We start from the raw sequence: 20,878 nt of genomic DNA, 5'->3' as shown, positions 1-20,878 counted from the left end.
GAGTCAGGCGCCGAGTCCCGCCGCCTTCGCCATGTAGGCCGCGTACCAGGCCGGCCACTCCGCATCCTCGTGACCGAGTTCCTTCTCGTGCTGCCCGTGAGCCAGGGCGGCCTCGCGAAGTGCCTGCTCCACCTCGGCCACCGAGCCGTACACGACGTGGCTGATCCTTCCCGCACGCCGCTCGGTGACTTCCTGCAGGACGAGAAGGTTGCCGTCCGGGTCCTCGAAGGACAGGAATGAGCCGTACGACTGCCGGTTCGGGTGCGGGCCGGCCACCCGGTCTGTCGTGCCGGCGTGGTGGAACACGCCGCCGGCGTCGTGAAACACCTCGCTCGCCTCGACGCCACGGGAGATCAGGTACTCCCTCGCGGCGATGATGTCGTCCACGACCATGTGCACACCGCGCGCCGAACCAGGCACCGCATCGGTGACGCCGACACCGATGATGATTGACGCAGGCGAGCCCGGCGGCGTGAAGTGCACGACCCGGAAGCCCCCCGGCCCGGTGTAGTCGACGTCCTCCCGAAAGCCAAGCCGGGTGAAAAAGTCCTTGGTACGGTCCACGTCCGAGACCGGCAGGACGACCACTTCGAGCTTGAACTCAACCATCGTGACCCCTTCGTTGCCCTGGATGCCGTGGGGCATCACGGTCACGATCGCGCAGCAGGCCTGTTCGTCGCCCCCGTGAGATGCCCTGGCCGAGACCCTGGCAGGTTCGGTACAGCGGAGTTGATCGTCAACGCGGGCTGGAGTCGATTGCCGCGCGGAGCTCACGGCGGGAACTGATGCCGAGCTTGGTGAAGATCTTGCGAAGGTGCCACTCGACCGTGCGTGGACTGAGAAACAGCACGGCGCCGATCTCCGGGTTCGTCCGGCCGGCGGCACCGAGCCGAGCGATCTGGGTCTCCTGCGGGGTCAGTTCCTCCGGTATGCCCACGGTGCGCTTGCGGACCGTCTCGCCGGTGGCAGCCAATTCCCGGCCCGCCCGTTGGGCGAACGCCTCCGCCCCCATCGTGGTGAACGCCTCGTGCGACAGCCGCAGCTGGGTTCGAGCGTCGCCACGGCGGTTCGACCGGCGCAGCCACTCCCCGTACAACAGCCGAGCCCGCGCCAGTTGCAGACCGAGCTGCGTGGTGGCGAGCCGGTCGATGGCCCTCCGGTAGCGTTCGTCCGCTTCCGCGTCCGGCCCCACGAGCGCGTCCGCGAGGGCCTGCGTACCGATCGCCCAATCCGACGCGGCCAAGCTGGTCCGCTCGGCGAGGCGGTCGCGTGCCTGCACCGCGGCGGCGTGCGCACCCGAGCGCGCAGCTGCCTCGACCAGCTCAGCGAGCGCCCACTGCTGAACGGCCAGGTCGTCCCGCTCGGTCGCCCATCGCACGGCCTCCAGCGCCGCCGGGTAGCTGCCGAGCCCATTGAACAGCACTGCCTTGCTGTAGCCGGCGACGCTGAGCAACCAGCCCATGCCGCCCGTCCCGGCCTCCTTGGCCAGGGCGTCGATCAGCTCGGTGGCCGGCTCCTCCCGGCCCCGGTAGGCCGCCAGGATGACCGCGGTGGCCGGGTGTGGCGACAGCCCTGCCGCGTACACGAGGGCTTCGGCCTCCCCGAGCAGATCAGACGCGTCGGCGAACCGCCCGGCGAAGATCAGCGCGGTGGCACGGAACGTCAGCGCGGTGGGCAGCAGCGACAGCCGCCCCGTCTCCCGGGCGAAGCGCACGGCCTGTTCGGTAAGCGTCAGGAAGGCGACGTCGTCCCACACCTCGTGCAGAACCAGACCGACCAACCAGGCCAGGTCCACGTCGGTCTCCACGGTGACCGCCTGCAGCGCCCGAGCAAACAGCGGCACGGCCGCGGCCTGCCCATCCAGGCTCCACGTGGTGAAGGCCGTCAGAAGCAGGCCGGCCGGCTCCGAACCCTCGGGCACTCGCCGGGCGGCTCGGGAAACAAGCCGCAGGTCGTCGCCGCCGAAACGTCCGGCATTCAGGGCCGCGCCGACCGCCGAAAGATAGGTCTCCCGGGCCGCCGCCGGGTCCAGCGCCTCGAGCCGGCGGGCGGCCTCGAGCAGTGGTGGAACCGCCGCCCGGCCGGAGTTGAGCGCGAACGCGACGCGGGCCCGCAGCCGCTCCACCTCAGCGAGCTGCGCCGGGTCCAGGAAGCTCAGCTCGGCGGCGGCCAGCAAGCTGGCTACCTGTTCGGCGGCGCCGGCGGCGAATCGGGCCTGCGCCGCAGCCAGGACCCGCCGGCCGCGGGCCGTGGGATCGGCGGTGAGCTCGGCGGCCCGCTCAAGGAAGGCCGCGGCCGCAGCACGGCCGCCCCGGGCCAGCGCTCGGCCGGCCGAGCGTTCCAGCTCACCGGCGACCTCCTCGTCCGGCCCCACTGCGGCATGCGCCCGGTGCCAGGCGCGTCGGTCCGGATCGTGCTGCGGGTCAGTGACGTCGGCCAACGCCCGGTGCACCGCGCGCAGTTCGGCGGGCTCGGCCGAACGCCGGATCGCCGAGCGCACCAGCGGGTGGCGCAGCCGTACCCGGGTGCCCAGCTCGACCAGGCCGGCCTCCTCCGCCGGCACCGCCGCCGCAGGATCGACACCCAGCCGATCCAAGGCACGCCAGAGCAGCGACACGTCGCCGATCGGCTCCACCGCAGCGGCCAGCAGCAGCCGCCGGCTGTCGCCCGGAAGCGCCGCGATACGCCGCTGGAAACCCTCCTCCATCCGGCCGGCCAGCGGCGTTCCGCTGCGGCCGCCAAATCCGAACGCCAGCTCTGCCGGGGACAGGCCGCGGGGAAGTTCGACCAGCGCGAGCGGGTTGCCGCGGGTCTCTGCAATGATCCGATCTCGGACCCGGCTGTCGAGCAGACCCGGTAGCACCGAGTCCAGCAACGCGCGAGCGTCCGTGTCGGGCAGGCCGTCGACGCGCAGTTCGGGTAGGCCGCCGAGTAGTTGCTCATCAGTCGGACTACGCACGGCGAAGAGCAACGCGACCGACTCCGCGTCCAGGCGGCGGGCGACGAAGGTGAGGATGCTCTGGGACATGCGGTCCAGCCACTGCGCGTCGTCCACGACACAAACCAGAGGTTGCTCGGCCGCCGCCTCGGCGAGCAGGCCGAGCACGGCGAGACCGACGAGCAGCCCCTCCGGCGGACGACCTACCTGGAGGCCGAACGCGGTGGCGAGCGCGTCCCGCTGCGGTTCGGGGAGCCGATCCAGGTGTCTCAGCAGTGGAGCGCACAGCAACTGCAGCGCCGAGTACGCCAGGTCGGTCTCCGCCTCGACGCCCGAGGTCCGCACGACGCGATCGGTCGGTGTCCGCCCGGTCACGTAGTCCAGCAGCGCAGTCTTGCCCACCCCGGCCTCGCCGCGCAGCACCAGCACACAGCTCTGGCCGGCCCGGACGTCGCGCATCAGCCGATCGAGCAAGTCGCGCTCGCGGTGCCGGCCGAGCATGTCGAAACCCACGTTGTTACTCGGCACGTTGTCCCCCAGCCGAAAATTACTACACCGCGGATGGCCAACGCGGGCGGGCCGGACAGTACGCGACGAGGCATCCAGAGACGTGGGGTACGGGCTGACTCGACGGCGAAGCCCGCCGTTGTCGTGGTCGACACCTTTTCCGCACAAAACCGGATGCCGGGGACGGTCGATCACATACGTCGCCAAGTCCTGGGCTCGACCCCGGCCACGCTCGCGGCACAGGGCGAATGCCGATGCGTAGGCGGCCACCCACCGGCCGGGCAGCCAGCGCGCTACTCGCGGTCACTAATCCGCGAGTCACGGAGCGTCAACCAGTGAGTTGAGGCGGAGAACCAGGGTATGACACGGGCTCGCCGGGCTCCACGGTCGGAGAGTCTGGGAGAACGTCAGTCGGAGAACCAGGAGAAGTAATGTCCGTGATCCATATTGTTGAGCAGACCACCGCGACGCCGGAGCAGGTTCTCGCCGCACTCACCGACTTCGGGCCGGGCCGCTCGGAGGTGTTCGGCAACAGCGCCGACGAGTATCTGAAGGTCCACGGCCAGGGCCCTGGCTGGGCTGACGTCACGGAGGGCTCGGGCGGCATCTGGGAGCGGCTGCGCTACGACTGGTCGAACCCCCGCCATGTCACCATGACGACGACCGACTCCAACATCTGGGGCGGCCAGTCGGGTCACACCTATACGTTGCGGCCACAGCCGGACGGGACGACGGTCCTGGACGTCGTGGTGGTCCGCGAGGGCAAGAACTTCAAGGGCCGCTTGATCGGCGGTGTGCTGGGCTTGGTCGGCAAGGGCGTGCTGGGTAAGGCGTTGAAGAAGACGATCAGAGCCATCGAGGCCCGCAGCACCGCCATCGGTGGTTGACCGCACGCTCCGCGCTGCGCGCGGCACGGCCGCACCCCGGCCCTGGGGGGCCAGCCATGCCGAGGGCCGAGACAGAGCCTGGAAGTGCCACCCGGTCGTCGGCCAGGGTGCACACCAGTGCCTCACCCTGGGGTCACGTCGCCCCGGTTCGCTGAGGGTATGGGTATGAAGCGACGCTTGATGATTCTGATGGCCGCGGCAGTTCCGCTGGCGGCCTCCCTCACGCCCGTGGCTGTCAACGCCGCCACCCGCGACGGCGGAACGACCGCCGCCACCACCTGCGCCACCGTTCCGGTCTCCGCGCCGTCCGGCACCGCAGTGGTGTCGGTCAAGGCTGTTGCCAAGGCCGGCGGCGACTTCACGTTCCCCTCCACCCCGGGGCTTCCGCAGAATCCGCCGATCAACGCCGTGCCTGCCTGGTGCGACATCACCGTCGTCGTGACCCACCCGGGCGCGAGTGACACCGTCTCCATCAAGGTTTCGCTCCCTCAGGATGCGAAGAACTGGAACGGACGTTTCCAGGGCACTGGCGGCAGTGGTTACTCGGCCGGCGACCTCAGCGATCTGAGCGTCCCGCTGATCAGCGCGGTCAAGGGCGGGTATGTGGGCGCGGCCACCGACGCTGGCGTCAAGACCGGTCTCGACGCGAGTTGGGGCCTCACCGCCGACGGGAAGATCAACAACGGGCTGCTCACCAACTTCGCCTCCCGCTCCGTGCACGATATGGCGGTCATCGGCAAGGACGTGGCCAGCAAGTTCTACCACCGCACGGTGAAGTACTCGTACTTCACCGGCTGCTCGACCGGCGGCCGCCAAGGTTATGCGGAGGCACAGGACTACCCGACGGACTTCCAGGGCATCCTGGCCAACGCGCCGGCGATCGAGTGGAACCGGTTCGAGATCGCCACGCTGTGGTCGCAGGCCGTCTACAACGAGAAGAAGGTCGCTCCGTCGCAGTGCGAACTGGCCGCCTTCAACACCGCCGCGGTCGCGGCCTGCGACACCCTGGACGGCGTCAAGGACGGCGTCATCGACAACCCACGGAACTGCACGTGGGACGCCCGCCGCCTGGTCGGCAAGAAGGTCGTCTGTGCGGGCGAGGACATCACCATCACCAAGGCGGTCGCCGACGCGGTCAACAAGATCTGGGCCGGCCCGGTCTCACCATCCGGCAAGAAGCTCTGGTACGGCCAGAACAAGGGCTCCGTCTTCAACTACATCGCCAACCCGGGCGCGCCTTTCCAGGTGCCCGACCAGTGGGCCAGGTACTTCGTGACGAAGAACCCGTCGTTCGACAGCACCAAGCTGACCTACGGAACGTTCACGCAGCTCTTCACCTCGGCGACCAAGCAGTACGACAGCATCATCGCCAACAACAACCCGAACCTGTCACCGTTCGCCAAGGCTGGCGGCAAGCTGCTCACCTGGCACGGCCAGTCAGACCAGCTGATCCCGACCCAGGGCACGGTCGACTACCGCAAGCACGTCAACGCCACCCTCGGCGGCAACAAGCGCGTCAACACCTTCTACCGCCTGTTCCTGCTGCCCGGTGTGGACCACTGCGGGACGCCCCTGTTCAGCACCGGTCCGCTGGTCAACCCGGGCAGCGACCTCGACGCCCTGGTCAACTGGGTGGAGAAGGGCCACGCTCCGGCAACCCTTCCCGTCACCTCCGTGGACGGCAAGACCACCAGCAACGTCCACCACTACCCGCGATGATCCGTCACCAGCCCTGACACCACCACCAAGGCGGCGAGGTGCCGCAGCGTCGCGGCCTGACTGAACCGCATCAACACGGCGGCCCCGGATCGACATCCGGGGCCGCCACTCCAGATTCGCTGTCGACACGCGAAAGCTGCTTCCCGGCGCTCTCCAGTTCCCCCAGCTTCGCTGCGACCTTGGTTTGCAACTCGGCGGTCGTGGCGAACGACTCGTAGAACATGCCCGTGCCGTCCTGGCGACGGCGTAGCGGACGCTGCTCTACACCGACGGGATCACCGAAGCCCGTGACGCCAACGCCGACATGTTAGCCATCCGGCGCCTGATCGAGCACGCCGTTCGATACGCGGCCGACGGCTTGCCCACGCCGGAACACTGCACCGGCTTGCGACCGCCGTGGCCACCCACTGCGCGTGTCACCGCGACCCGCACAATCCCGAGTAATCGGCAGCTATCTCTCGGGTCTCCTGTCAGCTGGCAATGTACCGGCAACACGGCGTTCATTAGCCATTGACATTTATTGATCCGTGCGGTTAGCGTGAGAGCGCTCTCACGCGTTGATGGCTCGCATTGCTTGTCCAGGAAGAGCACTCTCGGTCGCCCCCGGGCGGGAGTGTCCGTCGCCCACTCGCCGTGTCCGGCCGCGGGGTCGCCCCGGGCATGGCGTCGATCCGTTGTCCCCAATGGAAAGTCGAGGCTCCCCGACATGAAGATCAGGAATGCAGGTTTCGCGGACCGAGCGCTGTCACGCAGCCGCCGGCGCCTCATGGTCCTCCTCACCGCGGCCGTCACTGCGCTGGTCGGCAGCGTGGTCATCCAGCAGCAGCCCGCACGCGCCGCGTGGAACCTCGTGTGGGCCGACGAGTTCAACGGGTCCGGCGCGCCCAGCGGCGCCAACTGGAACTACAACGTCGGCAACGGCCTCAACCCCGGCCTCAATACTTTCGACGGCTGGGGCAACGGCGAGTGGGAGTGGTACCGCCCCGAGAACTGCACGCAGTCCGGCGGCAACCTCGTGATGCGCGCCAACTGGCTCACGACGCCCATCACGGTCAACGGCCGCAACTTCTACCAGACGTCGTGCCGCATGACGACAGACACGAAGAGGTCCTTCCAGTACGGCCGCATCGAGGCGCGCATGGCGCTCCCGACCGCCGCCGGCTCGTGGCCGGCTTTCTGGATGCTCGGTGACTCGTGCGACGAGACGTCCACGAGCGCCTACAACCCAGCGCAGACCTACTACGACCGCCTGCCCACCAACTGGGCCAGTTGCGGCGAGGTCGACATCATGGAACACGCGAACGCGAACGCGACCGTGACGAACAACATCTTCTGGGATCTCCGGACCGGCGTGTTCCCGTGGACAGCTGGTCAGAACGCCAACTATGTCGCGAACCCCGCCGTCAACAACGCCGCGGCCTTCCACGTCTATGCGATCGAGTGGACGGCCGCGCAGATCCGCTGGTACATCGACGGTGTGCAAACGCACGTGATCGACACGACACCGGCGACCTTGGAGGAGTTCCGCAAGCCGTTCCACGTCATCTTCAACCTGGCGCTGGGCGGCACGTACCCCGGACAGAACCCCGTGCAGAGCCAGTTTCCGCTCACCGCATCGATCGACTACGTGCGCTACTACCAGGACGGCGGGGGCACGACGCCGCCTTCCACGGGCGGACCCGCGACGCAGATCAACGGGCCGGGCGGCAAGTGCGTGGACGTGGGCGGAAACGACACGGGCGGCAATGGCGCGGCCGTGCAGCTGTGGACGTGCCAGGGGCCTTCTGTTTCGAGGGACCAGCAGTGGAGTTGGGACGGCCAGACCCTGCGGACGTTGGGCCGGTGCCTCGACGTCACTGGCGCGGGTACGGCCAACGGCACGAGGGTGCAGCTCTGGGACTGCAACGGCGGCGGCGCACAGAACTGGGTCCAGGAAGGTAACCGGTTGCGCAACCCGAACTCCAACAGGTGCCTGGACTCCCCGGGAGGCTCGACAGCGGACGGCGCGCGACTGCAGATCTGGGACTGCAACGGATCGGCCGCACAGTCCTTCGTGAAGGCCGCGTGACGGCCGGCCGAGGGGCACACTGACGGTCAGGGCGCGGGAGCGGACAGGCTCCCGCGCCCTTTCCGCGCGTTCCGGGATACGACCAGCGCCGGGTTTGTCCGGCGCGCTTCGGCCGGCACACCACGGTGTCCTTCCTGACCGCCGACGAGGTCGACGCTCTGCTCGCCGCCCCGAACGCCTTCCGCCGCTGGGAAGGCCGCCGAGGCCGCGCCCTGATAACCCTGGCCTTCCAGACCGGTCTGCGCCTGTCCGAACTCATCGGCCTCAACAACAGCGACGTTCAACTCGACGCCGGCGCACACGTGAGTTTCCCCCGCTTTGTTGGAGCGGTGGTTACCTGCTGCCGGCTGGCGCAGGGGTAGCGGTAGCTGGCTCCGTCTGGTCGTGCTGGCGGGTGTGCCAGGCGGTCTCGGCCATCCGTCTGCTACCGGTCCAATTGATGGCCACCGGTCACAACCGGCTCCCAGGGCTCGGCGGCACCACCCCGTGGGTTAGCGACAAACGGTGGCGCCTATAAATCGACTGCATCGCCATGAAGATGTAAGTCTTGCCGCAGCCGCCCGGGAGAACAAACACTCCGTCCTGGTCCCGGGAAACGCGCCGCGCGGCAGGCCAGGGGAAACCGTACAGCTCCAGCAACTGCCAAAGTTCAAGATCGTGAAACCGACGCCGCACGCTGCCTGTTTCTTCGCCGAGGACCTCAAGGTTCCGCTTATACGCACGCATCTCAATAGGCCTGATCGCTTGATACCGATCATACAGATCATGGCATCGCGAGCAGAGAACGACCAGGTTGTCAAAGCTGTCGTCCGCAGACTGTGCGCGGGACTTGATATGGGCGATTTGCACCGGCCATTGGCGGCAGGTCGGAATGGCACATCGGTGGCCGGCCTCCAACAGCAGCTCTCGGCGCAGCCACTCCTGAAGGTGAGGTCGGACCGTCACGAGGGGCAGTCTACGGATTCCCACGGGCGTCCGGTTGAGCGTGCCCCAACAGTTCGCGCAGGCCGCTCGCTGCGTGCCGAGGTCGGACGGACTCGACCAGTCGGCGACAGCTTCAGCTGGCGCGGCTCGCACCGCGAGCTGCTCGGTACCAGCTGCTGCGAGGTCGTGCACGACTTGGACGTTGTTGTTGCGACGATCGGTGGGGCCGGAACGGACGCTTGACCCAGATTCCAGGATCTCGTAGGCCGTAGTTGTCGTGGACGAAACCCTTGACAGCACGGTTGGCGTCAACTGACTGGGATTGCCGACGACAGCAGTCGAAAGGCGGAGCGTTGCCCGCGCTAGTCAGCCAAATCTCGGCGGTTCCACCGGCTCCGCTGGTGGCAACGGCTGCCTCCGCGCCCACGCCTCGGCCTGCTGCCTTACCTTGACTGGGTCTTCACCGATGAAGAGCTGCTGGTATTCGACCGGGCTGTGTATGCCGTCGCAGGTGCCGTCCTCGGGGTCGGTGAAGTGCACGACGGGAAGGTAATCAATCGGGGCACCGCTGGGCAGGTCTCCGTCGTCCTCGTTCGTTGCTATCCAGCCGACGACGCGGCCGGCAGAGACGTGGCGGTCACTGGATGCTTCGGCGCACCACAAGGGATAGGGCTGGGGGATCACGGGCTCTCCTTGGCATCTGGACCTGACTCGGCTGGGGGCGCGACATCACGCAGCTGCCTCAGGAGCCGTCTGTCCTGGGGCGCGAGAGGTCGCTGTAGTGCGCCGCGCCATGATGGCCAACTTGATGGCACCGCGTAAGGGTCCTCACGGGTTCGATCGCGCTGCGGCTGCCGGCGGGGCATCCTGGGGTGCCCGGCATCGCTCGGATGCCGCGAACCGCCGACTCGCGTCGTTCAGGGGCCGGCCGGCCAGAACGACCTATCTCAGCAGAGAAGATCTTCAAGGCCAACGGCGCTCGGCGGATCCAGGCTCGGCCTGATCCACCAGCACTTCTGCGCCGAGCTGCCCGTGCGGTCAATAGTCAGCAACGACCGCTTGCACCCGCTCCCTGGTTGTCGCACTGCCAGTGCGCTGCGCGGCCAACGGTCGCAGGAAAATATGGTCATGTTTCAGGAGCAATTACCGACACTCCCGGCCGCGAAATCTCCACAGCGGCGTGACCTGACACGGGCGGTCGTCATCTCTGCGATCGATGAGCCTTGCGTACACCGATTTCCGTAGTCCCAGCAAGTCAGATCGCTATAAGTTGGTCACGATATTTATCAAGTTTCCGCTGACATGAATGCTATCGAGGTGACGCAATGACCAACCCATTCGCGACTAGCTACCGAGAAGCGCTCCATGCCATGAAGCTGCGTGGGCCACGACCCATACACCTCCTCGCAAGCTCCGTGGCGGACGACGCTTCTATCGTCCATGACGACCGCAGCCTTTGCGCCTACCTCGTTGCCGCGAGTCCGGGTGACGATCTAGCCACCGATCTTGCCGACCGCATTGCCACCTGGGATGCAACCGAGGACGGGTCATGGTGCGATGCCATTGATCCGAACACTCCCGCTCGTCGCGCGCGCATCGTCTCGCTGCTCGGGGTGGCGGAGCAAACAGCTGAACTGCTGCTCAGCATGATCCCCATCAGACTGACTGGCGACACCGTCATCGACGGTGACTGGGAGCCGTGGTACAACGAGGAAGTCCGGCGGGGCCGTGACTTTTACTGGGAGCACTACCGCAACCATTTGCTGTACGAGCGCGGATTCAACGCGACCGCAGTCGCTGCCCTCGATGTCTCTACCGGCCGAGTCGTGGAGCGTCTGGCAGACCCGTCAAGGCCCGAACGTCACCAAGCGAAAGGCCTGGTCGTCGGGTATGTGCAGAGCGGCAAGACGGCCAACTTCACTGGAGTTATCGCCAAGTCCATCGACGCAGGATACCGACTCATCATCGTGCTCAGCGGCAGCGCGAACCTGCTACGAGCACAGACTCAACGCCGGCTGGACATGGAACTCGTTGGCCGCGAAAACCTGCTTCGCGGCATCAGCGAGCATGACACCGACGGTTTTGACTACCACACCGACCGGGATTGGCTTGACGGGAAGTTCGTCCGGCACGGACTACTGCCCTCCGACGCTGGCCATCCCGACATTGTCCGGTTGACAACGCGAAGCTTTGACTATCGGAGCCTGCAACAGGGCATCAGCGCCCTTGACTTCGAGCGGGTCGACCGGGTTCGCCCGCTTTACGATCCCACGAACTTGAGAGGCAGCAACGCCCGACTGGTAGTTGTGAAGAAAAACAACCGCGTGTTAGGAAAGCTGGTCAAAGACCTCCGAAAAATCACCACACGACTCGCCGACATTCCAGCCCTCATCATCGACGACGAGTCCGATCAAGCCTCACCCAACACCAGCAATCCGAAGAAGTGGCGCGAAGATCAGAAGGATCGAACCAGCATAAACCAACGTATTGGCGAGCTCCTGAGCTCGCTTCCGCGTGCCCAGTACGTAGGCTACACGGCCACACCGTTCGCTAACGTATTCGTCGATCCCAGCGACACCGAAGACATCTTCCCGAGCAACTTCATCATCTCGCTCGACCGGCCCCACGGATACATGGGCGCTGCGGACTTCCACGACCTCGATGCCGGGCCCGAAGGATCGGAGGTGATCTCCCTCGCATCCAAGGAAGGAGCGCACGTTCGGCCTCTGCCCAACGATACGGACGACGAATCGTGTCTCCGGCAAGCCATCGACGCGTTCGTGCTCACCGGAGCAGTCAAGCTATACCGGCAACAGCGAGGCGAGGGATCCTTCCGCCACCACACCATGCTGGTGCACCATGCAATGCAACGCGTGATCCACCACGAGAAGGCATCGCAGGTACGCGATCTTTGGGAAACCGGCGGCTACGCCGCGCCTGCGAGCGCCGACCGGCTGCGCGGGCTCTACGAGGATGACATCCGATCTGTGAGCAAAGCTCTCGCGCATGGCGACAGCCTGCCCGATACCTACGAGGAACTGACTCCTTACGTCGCTCAGGCAGTACGCCACATCAGCCAGGGCGGCGACCCAGTCATAGTCGTCAACAGCGAGAAGAGTCTAGAGAACGAACAGATCGACTTCGACCAGCGCGCCGTCTGGAAGATCCTCGTCGGCGGGAACAGCCTCGCCCGCGGCTTCACCGTCGAAGGCCTCACCGTCTCGTACTACCGCCGGGCCACGAAGCAGCAAGACACCCTGATGCAGATGGGACGTTGGTTTGGCTTCCGGCCACACTATCGAGACCTTGTCCGCCTGTACATCACCCCGTCGCTGCACGCCGCGTTCGAGGCGAGCTGTCGCGACGAGGAGCACTTCCGCGCAGATCTTCGTCGCTACGCCACCCCAGTCGACGGAAAGTCGCAGCTCACCCCGGCCCAGGTGCCTCCACTGGTCGCCCAGCACCTCGACTGGCTCAAGCCAACAGCAGCCAACAAGATGTACAACGCTGACTTGTTCGAGCGTCGGTCGCCTGGCACACCAATCGAGCCACGCCGCTGGCCGTCCGACCCTAAGCTCATAGAGGTCAACACTCGGGCATTCCAGCCACTTCTCGACGCGTCTCAAACGTACGCTCATCTGTACGGCGAATTGCCCGACGTCAACGGCGCCGGCACCATCGACCCGGCCAATCCGGTGCGTTGGGACTACAACGCCTGGATCGGCAAGGTCAGTCATCCCGTTCTACTCAGCGTCATGCAATCTCTCCGCCTGGTCCCGGACGACGCCCTCGCCCCCGACCTCCGATGGCTAGGCTCTCTCAGCGACGAGCAGGTAAGCGACTGGGCCGTAATCCTTCCGCAGCACGTGTCGTCAATGGCGAACCGCCGCGTCCTTGGACACGAGCCAATCAGCGTTTACACACGAACACGTCAAAAGGCTGACTATTACGGGGGCATCAGCAAGGTTGAGCACCGCGGACCGGCCGAGATCATAAAACACGCTCATGAAGTAGATTACAACTCGGGCGCCATGATGGTCGGCGGTGAGCAGTTTCGACAGCTCGTCACACCCGGGTCCGGCTCGATATTGATCTACCCGACCGTCGACCGCGCGCCGGAGATTCACAATCCCATTCCCGGCCAGATGAATGACGAACTGCATCCCAGTCTTGTCACCTTGGCATTCAGACTGGTTGCGCCCATCACGGCCGTAGGCAGTGATGAGCGCCTCGTCCTTTTCACAACTAAAGTCAACTCGCGACGTAACGCCGCGATCGTTGACAGGAGCTGAGGCGCAAATCGCGATAGTCACATTCAGGCGAAGTTGGTTCAATTTTGCGTGGAATCGATCGAGCGCTAGTCGCGGCGGCATTCGAGTGGACCGGCCGAGCTGGCTTGGCGGCATTCCCCCGACCGAGCCGGCACCGGACCTGATCGGTCAGGCTGAGCCGATGCTGTCACGGTCGGGGTGCCGGAGACGCATCGTCCCCCTTACTCGACTCGCTCCGTAACCCATTGGGCCGCTTTTCGTTACAGTCCGTAGCTGGCTAGCGTAGAGGATTGGCACCACGCGTAGGGCGTGATTGGATTGGTCACAGACTGGCGTCGTTCCTCGTCAGTTCGCCATTGCGGTTATAGGCTACAACGATGATCGGCGATGGAGGGCCCATGGAAGGCACAGCTATCAATGTTGCGGAATTTTTCGCCGGGATTGGACTTGTGCGCACGGCCCTGGAGCCTCTCGGAGTCAACGTCGTCTGGGCCAACGACATCAAAGAAGCGAAGTTCGACGCGTACCTCGCGAACTATCCGGACGCGCGGGAGCACTTCAAAGTCCGAGACATTCGGCTAGTGAAGGGCGAGTCCCTGCCCGAAGGGATAGAACTCGCCACAAGCAGCTTCCCATGCATCGACCTTTCCCTCGCAGGTAACAGAGTCGGCCTTGGCGGTACCCAGTCCGGCATGTTCTGGCAATTTGCCCGTGTGATTAAAGAACTTCCAAAGAAGCCCCGCGTGGTTCTACTTGAGAATGTTCACGGGTTCGCCACAAGCCACGGCGGGAAAGACTTAGCAGACGCGCTGCATTGCCTGTCGGGGCTGGGTTATTCTTTGGATGTCCTGTCAGTCGACGCTAGACATTTCGTACCGCAGTCACGCCCACGGATGTTTATCGTCGGAATCGACAAAGAGGACCTGCCCAAGAACGCACATGTGGGAGTTCCCGAAGTCAGCAAGGCGCGGCCGGCCTGGGTCACAGCAATCCACAAGGCCCACCACGAGAGCATTGCCATGCATTACCTCGACCTGCCCGCGCTGCCGGATGGTCCAAGCGACCTGAACGGCGTTGTAGAGCATGATGTGTCATCAGCAGCATGGTGGGATGAGCGCCGCGTCAAAGCCTTCGTAGATTCGCTCAGCGACGGCCAGCTAGCTCGCTTCGAGGCGCTTCGCTCCGCGAACGCGCTCTCCATCAGGACAGCCTATCGCCGTACTCGGAAGGGCGTCTCGATGTGGGAGCTTCGCCGCGACGCTATCGCTGGCTGCCTACGAACGACTGGTGGCGGGTCAAGCAAGCAGGCGCTTGTCGAACTTGGCTACACCCGAGAGCCACGGATTCGTTGGATGACGCCTCGCGAGTACGCCAACCTGATGGGCGCGACAGAGTACAAGCTCCTGGCTGGCACCCCCAACCAGCAGATGTTCGGCTTCGGCGACGCCGTCGTCGTGGATGTCGTCCGCTGGATCGGTGAGCACTACCTACTGCCTGTGCTTCGGCCTGACAACGCGGCCGGTGATGAGGAACCCGCCGAGGCCGAGTAACCTTCCGAGGCGAGCTGACTTGATCGCCCTGGAGGTTGCCGTTGCCCACCCGCATTGACCTCGCAACGACGCTCCTGCCGCGTGAAGTCCAGGCGATCCGTGACGCGATCACTGCTGCCCTCAGACTCCCAGACCCGCAACGGCCAAGCCAGACGATTGGGCAGGCGAAGGCTGGGATTTACGCCTTTTACGACTACGACGATGAGCCCATCTACGTGGGACAGACAGCCGAGGGCTTCGGCGTCAGACTCGGTCGTCACCTTACAGGCCAGCGATCTGACGCAGTGGCGAAGTATGTGCTTGATCCCTTCGAGGTTCGCTCCGTATGGATGTGGTCTCTGCCCCATATCGGTGATCTCCCGGCTAAGGCCCGCAAAGCGGAACTTGATCCGTACGAGTACACCGTCTACAAGATCCTGCTCAGGACGAGCGCCTTTAATGCCATTCTCAATGAAGGCGAGATCCTCAGAGCTAAGCCTCAAAGACTTCCCGATCCACTAAAATGTGTGATCATTCCCGACGACATTTTTCCGGATCGTTGTCATCCAGATGTCCGCATCGCTCGCCGCGCGCAGACTATATCGCTGCTCGCCAAAAACATCAGCGAACGTAAGGTCTCGCCGGGGCTGCGGCGTGCGCTGTTGACACAAACAAAGCGCCTTAACGCCCTGGCTCTCGCCCGCTACGAAGCGCTGGGCGGCGTGATTGAGGTCGAGGGTGCCGAAGGAGTCGTTGAGGAGCCGGAAGGGCTCTTCGTCATGCCCTAAACGGAATGCGTCGATGACTAAGCTTCCAACGAGCCCGCCGCCATCAAACGCCTCGAAGGCGATGAGGTCTAATCGAAGCTCCGGCACTAAGCCGGAGCTGGCACTTCGCCGTGAGTTGTTCCGTCGTGGCCTTCGGTACCGAATCGCTCTGCAAATTCGGTTGCAGGATAGGAAAGTTCGCCCTGACGTCGTTTTTACAAGGCGGAGGATAGCGGTTTTTCTCGACGGCTGCTTCTGGCACGGCTGTCCGACACATGGACGCATGCCGTCTGACCCAACTGGCTACTGGCACGTCAAGATCGCGAGGAATCGTAGTCGGGACGTCGCAGTGGACAGCGAACTGAGCGCCGCGGGCTGGACGGTCGTGCGTGTTTGGGAACACGAACCGGCCGCAGAGGCAGCGGAGCGCATCCAGGGCATCGTCGGATCGCTATAGGAATGCGGACTAAGCCGAAGTTCTCGGGGCAACCTCGCCTCCGCTAGCACTCTTGTCTGAGGAAGCCGATCACGGCAGCTTGATGGCCGGGCAGTGTGCAAGACCCAGTCCATGCAGGACGCACAGGACCTCCTCACGGCTCCGAGGCCAGCTCTGGATCGGAAAGTTTCCGCCTTCCACAACGAGCAGTTTCTCAACGCTCTTCAATCTTGGTACGAGGAGCGAAGGAACGAGACCGGCGAAGTTACTAAAGGTGACATGGCCATCGAGCTTGCGGTGCTTGAGCTGATGCGCGGTAAGTTCGAGCTGGAGCGCGAAGACTATCTGACCCCTAAAAGGGGCTAGGTAAGCACGCTGGCGGCTCCAAGATTAAGCAGATTCTCGTGCGTTTCAGTGAAGATCGCTTTTTCACCAGCGAGGGCGGTCGCACGAACCGAGGTGGCCTCGAGGCCGCTAGCGATCTGATCGAAAGGCTACATCGAGTCGAGGGCTTTGGTCTCGCGTGAACCGCCCATGCGGATGAGAAGCAACTCCTCCTCGACGGGCTGCGGCGATGGCTTGTGCAACGCATTCAGCTTGAACACTTCGAGAAGCAGAGCATCACAGTGGCGATCAACCATCGGCGTCCGGCACGAGAAGTCATCACCGCCATCATCCGTGCTGCTAAAAGACGGCGGGGAACCGTTGGGGGCGCGGTAGCTCAGCACCTTTTAGGCGCATACTTGACTATCGCTTTTCCGCGTCAGGCTATAGGTCGGGAAAGCTATACTGCTGCAGATGAACAGACGGGCAGACGCGGTGATTTTGAGCTCGCCGACGCCGCCATCCATGTCACGATGTCCCCGTCCGAAGGTCTCATGTCGGTCCGATGCGCTTCGAATTTATCGCGCCATCACCGGCCCATTGTCCTGGTCCCCGCAGACAGGTTGTCCGCAGCGAGACAACTTGCGGAGAACGCAGGGCTAGGCTCGAAGGTCGACACTCAAGCGATAGAAGACTTCGTCGGCGCTGGAAGTGAGGTCATGAGCGGTTTTAGCCATGATGGTGCGCGCTCATCGCTACATTCGCTTCTGGCCGCGTACACTAGGAGAGTAGAATTAATCGAGAGAAATCCGTCGTTGCGCATCAAGTCCGACAGCTTAGGTATCGCTTGATAAGTGCTATTAAGTCATGACAGCAGCACCCGCAGCGCGAGGGACGTCGACAGTTGTCCGAGCAAATAAAAGGACGTCCGCCGCCATCGACACCTGGCGTGGAAGCTCTCCGCTCAGCCGAGGAGCTGTCAACTTGAGGATCTCCTCAGTCCAACAGAGCCGAAGCCTCACCGCGCTCTCCTGTCCAACGCCTTCGCCCCGAGAACCGGATGCCACAACAGCTATCTCAGGCATGACGCCCCCAGATGGCACGTCGCCGCCGCACGGGTTCGCCGCGCTGCACGCTTGCCATACCGGCCGCCTGAGGCAGTCAGAGCACACCGACGCGGCCTGCGAACTCGCGCACGCCCGGCAGGGTGCGGCTGTTGCGGGAAAGCAGGTCGGCGGTGAGCTGCTGCGCCCATGGCCGGAACCGGACCTCCTGCGGGCTGTCGCGTTCGGCGGCCAGCAGCGCCTGAAACGTGGCCGGCGGGCGGCCGCGGCCGTGTAGTGCCAGGGCGGTGTCCTCCCAGTACCGGGCGCGGCGCTCCGCGAGATGATCCGGGCCGGGTCGACCAGCCGCGCGAAGTCGACGGCGGTGCCGTAATCGCCGAGTACCCGCGACACGCTGATCTTGTAGACGGCCAGTTCGAGCATGTTGAACCGTTCGGACTTGGCGTCGCCGGCCCGGCGGGCGGCGTCTTCGGCCTCGCCGAGCAGGGTCCAGGCGCTGTCGCGGTCGTCGCGCATCGCCGCGGTGTATGAGGCCGCGGCCAGCAGTTGCCCGTACAGGGCGCTATGGGCCGCCTCGGACAGGCCGGTGTCGTCCTGCAACGCCCGGGCGGTGTCGAGCATCAGCTTCTGGGCGCCGTCGCGGTGCTGGGTGCGGCGCATCACGTTGGCGGCAAGCCTGCCCGCGTCGGCCAGCACCATCGGGTCGTCGCCGCTGCGGGCGGCCTGCACCGCGCGATCGGCGGTGGCCCAGGCCGTGCCGTTGTCATGCAGCTTGATGAGTAGCTGGGTGGCCACGCTGTATGGCGGCACCGCACCTACCGCACGGCAAAGCCCAACTGATACCTACGCAAATGCAACACCGGTGACGAGACGCGGGCGAGCAAGACCAGGCAACTCTCGACGAGCGGCGGCAAACCCAGCAAGGTCGCCGCCGTTCGCCGGGCGTTGGCCTGGTCGTGCTCGCATCGCCTCGGGCCTGCCGAGGCATGATCACGTTTGCACGCACTTTTTCGCCAAGGCTGCTGATCTAGGTTGGTCGGGTGATCGCCGGCATCGTGTTCCCGCCGAGGGAGGCAGGCGCGACCCGTGGCCCGCTCACGTCGGATCGATGAGCCGGCTTCCCGGCGAATGATCCGCGGCAACTGCCGACCTCCTGATCACTCAGCTGCCGCACCCAACAACTTCTGCCACCGCTGCGGCGTCGGCCGCCCGATCGACAGGCTGGACGGCGTGCCAACCAGCACGGCCACTGTTCGTGGTTGCGACCGCAGGTGCTAGCCACGTCGTCTCGGGGGAAGCCCTCTTTCATGCGAAAGCATATGACGCATAATGAGATGTCTTAGCCGCAGGGCCTCCACCAGCGCCGAACCAAGGCGAGGCCGCTACCTGTGGAAACGAGCGAACCCGCGCTTCTGGCGTCCCATTTTCGCACCCAGAATCCCAGCCAGTGAGACTAGCCTGCTCCGTGGCTGCTCGGCCGCCGGGGAAGCCTCTCGAGGGGCGCGACCGCCGAAAAGGGGCCTCTGACCTGGGCAAACGTGTGTCACAACCGTGTCCCACACGTGACCCATACGAAAACAGGGAATATAGCCGATTGGCTATATTCCCTGTTCAAGTGGTGCGCCCGAAGGGACTCGAACCCCTAACCTTCTGATCCGTAGTCAGATGCTCTATCCATTGAGCTACGGGCGCATGTGCTCAGCCAGTGTACACACCCGGCTTTCGCGCGGAGACTCCGGGATTCGAACCCGGGAGGGGCTTTAAGACCCCAACCGCATTAGCAGTGCGGCGCCATAGACCAGACTAGGCGAAGTCTCCCTGGTGGCCCGCAGACCACCGCGCCCGAGAATACAGGTCACCGGCCACCGGGAGCAAAGCGACTTCCCCCGTGCGCCCACCGAGGCCGTCGACCCCCGTGTTTCAGCGCTGTGCACCGGCGTGATCGGTACTACGCTCCATCGATATGCAGGAGCAGCCGCCGAGCGAGCCGACCCGCCAGAAGTCTGCTGACCGTGCGCGTCGGCGCCCGCCGCGGGCGACCTTCACCCCACCGAGCGCCGAGCAAGCCGTGGAGAAGGCGGCGCCGGTGTCTGGCGCGACTGTGGCCTCCGCCACGACGAGCGGTCAGCGCCCTCGACCGGCCAAGGCAGCCCCGGCGGTGCTCTTCCAACCACCGGACCCGGACCTTCCCCTGCCCCGGCAACCGGTCCGCCCGCCCGCCTCCGCGAGCGACTCAGCGGCCACCGTCCAGCAGCGCCCAACGGACCGGAACGCCGCGGCCCCCGTCCCGCCGGATCCGACGGGCCCGGAGTCCGCCACGACAACGGCCACGACCGACACGACCTCGACCGACACGACCTCGACCGCCCCGGTGGCGACCGCCCCAACGGCGAGCGCCGCCGAGCGAACCGCGAGCACGGCGACGCCGACCGCGACCCCCGGCAAGCGCACCGCGAGCCCGACCAGGCGAGCCACGTCCGCCCGGAAGAGCGCCGCGCCGAAGAAGACAGTCCCCACCCCCGAACAGGAACCTCCCGCCGAGCAAGCCGCACCCGAACAGGCCGCACCCGAACAGGCCGCACCGGAGCAAGCCGCACCCGAGCAAGCCGCAGCCGAGCAGGCCGCAGCCGAGCAGGCCCTCGCCCCGGCCGACCAGCGGACCACCCGGGACGGGACGGACGTCGCGCGGGCTTCGGCGCGTACCCCCGAATTGGATCTTCGCGCGGTCACCGCGCGCCTGCTCGACCACCCCGGCTTTGCTCCGGAGCTGCTGGCTCTCGCCGCGGTGCGGTCGCTCGGCCCCGGGGCGGCCGACTGGGCCGAGCAGCTCCGTACCCGGTATCCGGACGCTTCGGCGGACGGTCTGGCCCGGTTGGCGACCCGGCGGTTCGTCCGCTCGGCGGGCGCGGGCGGGGCGGCGGCCGCGCTGGCGGGACTCTTCGCGCCGCTCGCGGAGCTGGCCTCGGTGCTCTGGACCCACGCGAACCTGGTGCTGCACCTGGCGGCGGCGTACGGCCGGGACCCGGCGCACCCAGACCGCGCGGTCGAGTTGCTGGTGCTCAGCCAGGTGCACCCGGATGCGGAGAGCGCGCGTGCCGCGTTGGCCGCGGCGCGGGCGGCGGACGATCCGGTCGATGGGTCGTGGGCGCGGGCGGCGGAGGCGGCGTGGCGGCTGGCCGCACCGCTGACGGCGCAGGCTGGCGGGTGGCTGGTGTTGCGGCTGGCGTCCCGGCTGTTACCGGGCGCGGCGGTGCTCGCCGCGGCGCTGGGCGACGGGGCGGCGGCCGACCGGCTCGCGGCTCGCTCGGTGGCCGCCTACCGGCGGACCCCGGCCGACCCGGCGGCCGGCTGACCCGTCAGAGCCAGCTGACCCGTCAGACCCAGCTGACCCGTCAGAGCCAGCTGACCCGTCAGAGCCAGCTGACCCGTCAGACCCAGCTGACC

At 65.8% G+C, this 20,878-nt stretch carries 16 protein-coding genes, 2 tRNA genes and 1 pseudogene; 11 read left to right on the top strand and 8 right to left on the bottom strand.

The features are described 5' to 3' along the window. Positions 1–3 precede the first annotated feature (3 nt). Together ACLJN9_RS09645 and ACLJN9_RS09640 are read right to left on the bottom strand one after the other, a co-directional pair. Positions 4–645 carry a VOC family protein gene (locus ACLJN9_RS09645; RefSeq protein WP_410810756.1) on the bottom strand — a complete coding sequence of 214 codons (642 nt, stop codon included), beginning with the start codon at positions 643–645 and terminating at the stop codon, positions 4–6. 91 nt (positions 646–736) lie between these two features. After that, complete coding sequence (locus tag ACLJN9_RS09640) at positions 737–3,466, bottom strand: AAA family ATPase (RefSeq protein ID WP_410810755.1); 2,730 nt, start codon at positions 3,464–3,466, stop codon at positions 737–739. Between the two features lie 410 nt (positions 3,467–3,876). Between ACLJN9_RS09640 and ACLJN9_RS09635 the strand changes: the two genes are divergently transcribed. Then, positions 3,877–4,332, top strand: a complete 456-nt coding sequence (locus ACLJN9_RS09635) for an SRPBCC family protein (protein WP_410810754.1) — start codon at positions 3,877–3,879, stop codon at positions 4,330–4,332. 228 nt (positions 4,333–4,560) lie between these two features. After that, a complete protein-coding gene (locus tag ACLJN9_RS09630) occupies positions 4,561–6,051 on the top strand; it encodes a tannase/feruloyl esterase family alpha/beta hydrolase (protein WP_410810753.1) in 1,491 nt (496 codons plus the stop codon). Positions 6,052–6,121: 70 nt separating this feature from the next. Here ACLJN9_RS09630 and ACLJN9_RS09625 read toward each other — a convergent pair whose 3' ends face one another. Further along, positions 6,122–6,274: a hypothetical protein gene (locus ACLJN9_RS09625; RefSeq protein ID WP_410810752.1), complete on the bottom strand. Its 153-nt coding sequence runs from the start codon at positions 6,272–6,274 to the stop codon at positions 6,122–6,124. 483 nt (positions 6,275–6,757) lie between these two features. Between ACLJN9_RS09625 and ACLJN9_RS09620 the strand changes: the two genes are divergently transcribed. Both ACLJN9_RS09620 and ACLJN9_RS09615 read left to right on the top strand, forming a co-directional pair. Next, a complete protein-coding gene (locus ACLJN9_RS09620) occupies positions 6,758–8,119 on the top strand; it encodes a ricin-type beta-trefoil lectin domain protein (protein ID WP_410810751.1) in 1,362 nt (453 codons plus the stop codon). A gap of 125 nt (positions 8,120–8,244) precedes the next feature. Beyond that, positions 8,245–8,481, top strand: coding sequence for a tyrosine-type recombinase/integrase (locus ACLJN9_RS09615; protein WP_410810750.1), 237 nt, complete (start codon positions 8,245–8,247; stop codon positions 8,479–8,481). 88 nt (positions 8,482–8,569) lie between these two features. Here ACLJN9_RS09615 and ACLJN9_RS09610 read toward each other — a convergent pair whose 3' ends face one another. Both ACLJN9_RS09610 and ACLJN9_RS09605 read right to left on the bottom strand, forming a co-directional pair. Further along, on the bottom strand, positions 8,570–9,064 hold the full coding sequence (locus ACLJN9_RS09610) for an HNH endonuclease signature motif containing protein (protein WP_410810749.1): 495 nt from the start codon (positions 9,062–9,064) through the stop codon (positions 8,570–8,572). Between the two features lie 345 nt (positions 9,065–9,409). Then, positions 9,410–9,727, bottom strand: a complete 318-nt coding sequence (locus ACLJN9_RS09605) for a hypothetical protein (protein WP_410810748.1) — start codon at positions 9,725–9,727, stop codon at positions 9,410–9,412. A gap of 731 nt (positions 9,728–10,458) precedes the next feature. Between ACLJN9_RS09605 and ACLJN9_RS09600 the strand changes: the two genes are divergently transcribed. From ACLJN9_RS09600 to ACLJN9_RS09575, 6 genes and pseudogenes are all read left to right on the top strand, one after another. Beyond that, positions 10,459–13,335 carry a Z1 domain-containing protein gene (locus ACLJN9_RS09600; RefSeq protein ID WP_410810747.1) on the top strand — a complete coding sequence of 959 codons (2,877 nt, stop codon included), beginning with the start codon at positions 10,459–10,461 and terminating at the stop codon, positions 13,333–13,335. Positions 13,336–13,691: 356 nt separating this feature from the next. Further along, positions 13,692–14,864, top strand: coding sequence for a DNA cytosine methyltransferase (locus tag ACLJN9_RS09595; RefSeq protein WP_410810746.1), 1,173 nt, complete (start codon positions 13,692–13,694; stop codon positions 14,862–14,864). A gap of 41 nt (positions 14,865–14,905) precedes the next feature. Beyond that, positions 14,906–15,631: a GIY-YIG nuclease family protein gene (locus ACLJN9_RS09590; RefSeq protein WP_410810745.1), complete on the top strand. Its 726-nt coding sequence runs from the start codon at positions 14,906–14,908 to the stop codon at positions 15,629–15,631. Between the two features lie 13 nt (positions 15,632–15,644). Further along, the gene (locus ACLJN9_RS09585; RefSeq protein WP_410810744.1) at positions 15,645–16,067 is read left to right on the top strand and encodes a very short patch repair endonuclease; all 423 of its coding nucleotides are present in this window, start codon (positions 15,645–15,647) and stop codon (positions 16,065–16,067) included. A 111-nt stretch (positions 16,068–16,178) separates the two neighbouring features. Continuing rightward, a complete protein-coding gene (locus tag ACLJN9_RS09580; protein WP_410810743.1) occupies positions 16,179–16,412 on the top strand; it encodes a hypothetical protein in 234 nt (77 codons plus the stop codon). 38 nt (positions 16,413–16,450) lie between these two features. Further along, a pseudogene (locus ACLJN9_RS09575) lies at positions 16,451–17,221 on the top strand (DUF4928 family protein). A gap of 9 nt (positions 17,222–17,230) precedes the next feature. Here the strand turns inward: ACLJN9_RS09575 and ACLJN9_RS09570 are convergent. The 3 genes from ACLJN9_RS09570 to ACLJN9_RS09560 form a co-directional block, all read right to left on the bottom strand. Then, positions 17,231–18,229 (bottom strand): hypothetical protein, encoded by a 999-nt coding sequence (locus ACLJN9_RS09570; protein ID WP_410810742.1) that lies wholly within the window; start codon positions 18,227–18,229, stop codon positions 17,231–17,233. Positions 18,230–19,050: 821 nt separating this feature from the next. Beyond that, positions 19,051–19,126: transfer RNA gene (locus tag ACLJN9_RS09565), tRNA-Arg, on the bottom strand. 35 nt (positions 19,127–19,161) lie between these two features. After that, a tRNA-Ser gene (locus tag ACLJN9_RS09560) sits at positions 19,162–19,252 on the bottom strand. 268 nt (positions 19,253–19,520) lie between these two features. Here ACLJN9_RS09560 and ACLJN9_RS09555 point away from each other — a divergent pair. After that, positions 19,521–20,786 carry a hypothetical protein gene (locus ACLJN9_RS09555; protein ID WP_410810741.1) on the top strand — a complete coding sequence of 422 codons (1,266 nt, stop codon included), beginning with the start codon at positions 19,521–19,523 and terminating at the stop codon, positions 20,784–20,786. Positions 20,787–20,878: the final 92 nt, after the last annotated feature.

This window comes from Micromonospora sp. 067-2 (genome assembly GCF_046549295.1).
Lineage (GTDB): Bacteria > Actinomycetota > Actinomycetes > Mycobacteriales > Micromonosporaceae > Micromonospora.
Note: the sequence above shows the minus strand (reverse complement) of the source record. Positions and strands in the feature narration are given on the sequence as shown.

Bases quoted from the DNA above. Each gene is read 5' to 3' on its own strand.
- ACLJN9_RS09645 (WP_410810756.1), bottom strand. From the start codon at position 645: ATGCCCCACGGCATCCAGGGCAACGAAGGGGTCACGATGGTTGAGTTC.
- ACLJN9_RS09635 (WP_410810754.1), top strand. From the start codon at position 3,877: ATGTCCGTGATCCATATTGTTGAGCAGACCACCGCGACGCCGGAGCAG.
- ACLJN9_RS09625 (WP_410810752.1), bottom strand. From the start codon at position 6,274: ATGTTCTACGAGTCGTTCGCCACGACCGCCGAGTTGCAAACCAAGGTC.
- ACLJN9_RS09620 (WP_410810751.1), top strand. From the start codon at position 6,758: ATGAAGATCAGGAATGCAGGTTTCGCGGACCGAGCGCTGTCACGCAGC.
- ACLJN9_RS09595 (WP_410810746.1), top strand. From the start codon at position 13,692: ATGATCGGCGATGGAGGGCCCATGGAAGGCACAGCTATCAATGTTGCG.
- ACLJN9_RS09585 (WP_410810744.1), top strand. From the start codon at position 15,645: ATGACTAAGCTTCCAACGAGCCCGCCGCCATCAAACGCCTCGAAGGCG.
- ACLJN9_RS09580 (WP_410810743.1), top strand. From the start codon at position 16,179: ATGCAGGACGCACAGGACCTCCTCACGGCTCCGAGGCCAGCTCTGGAT.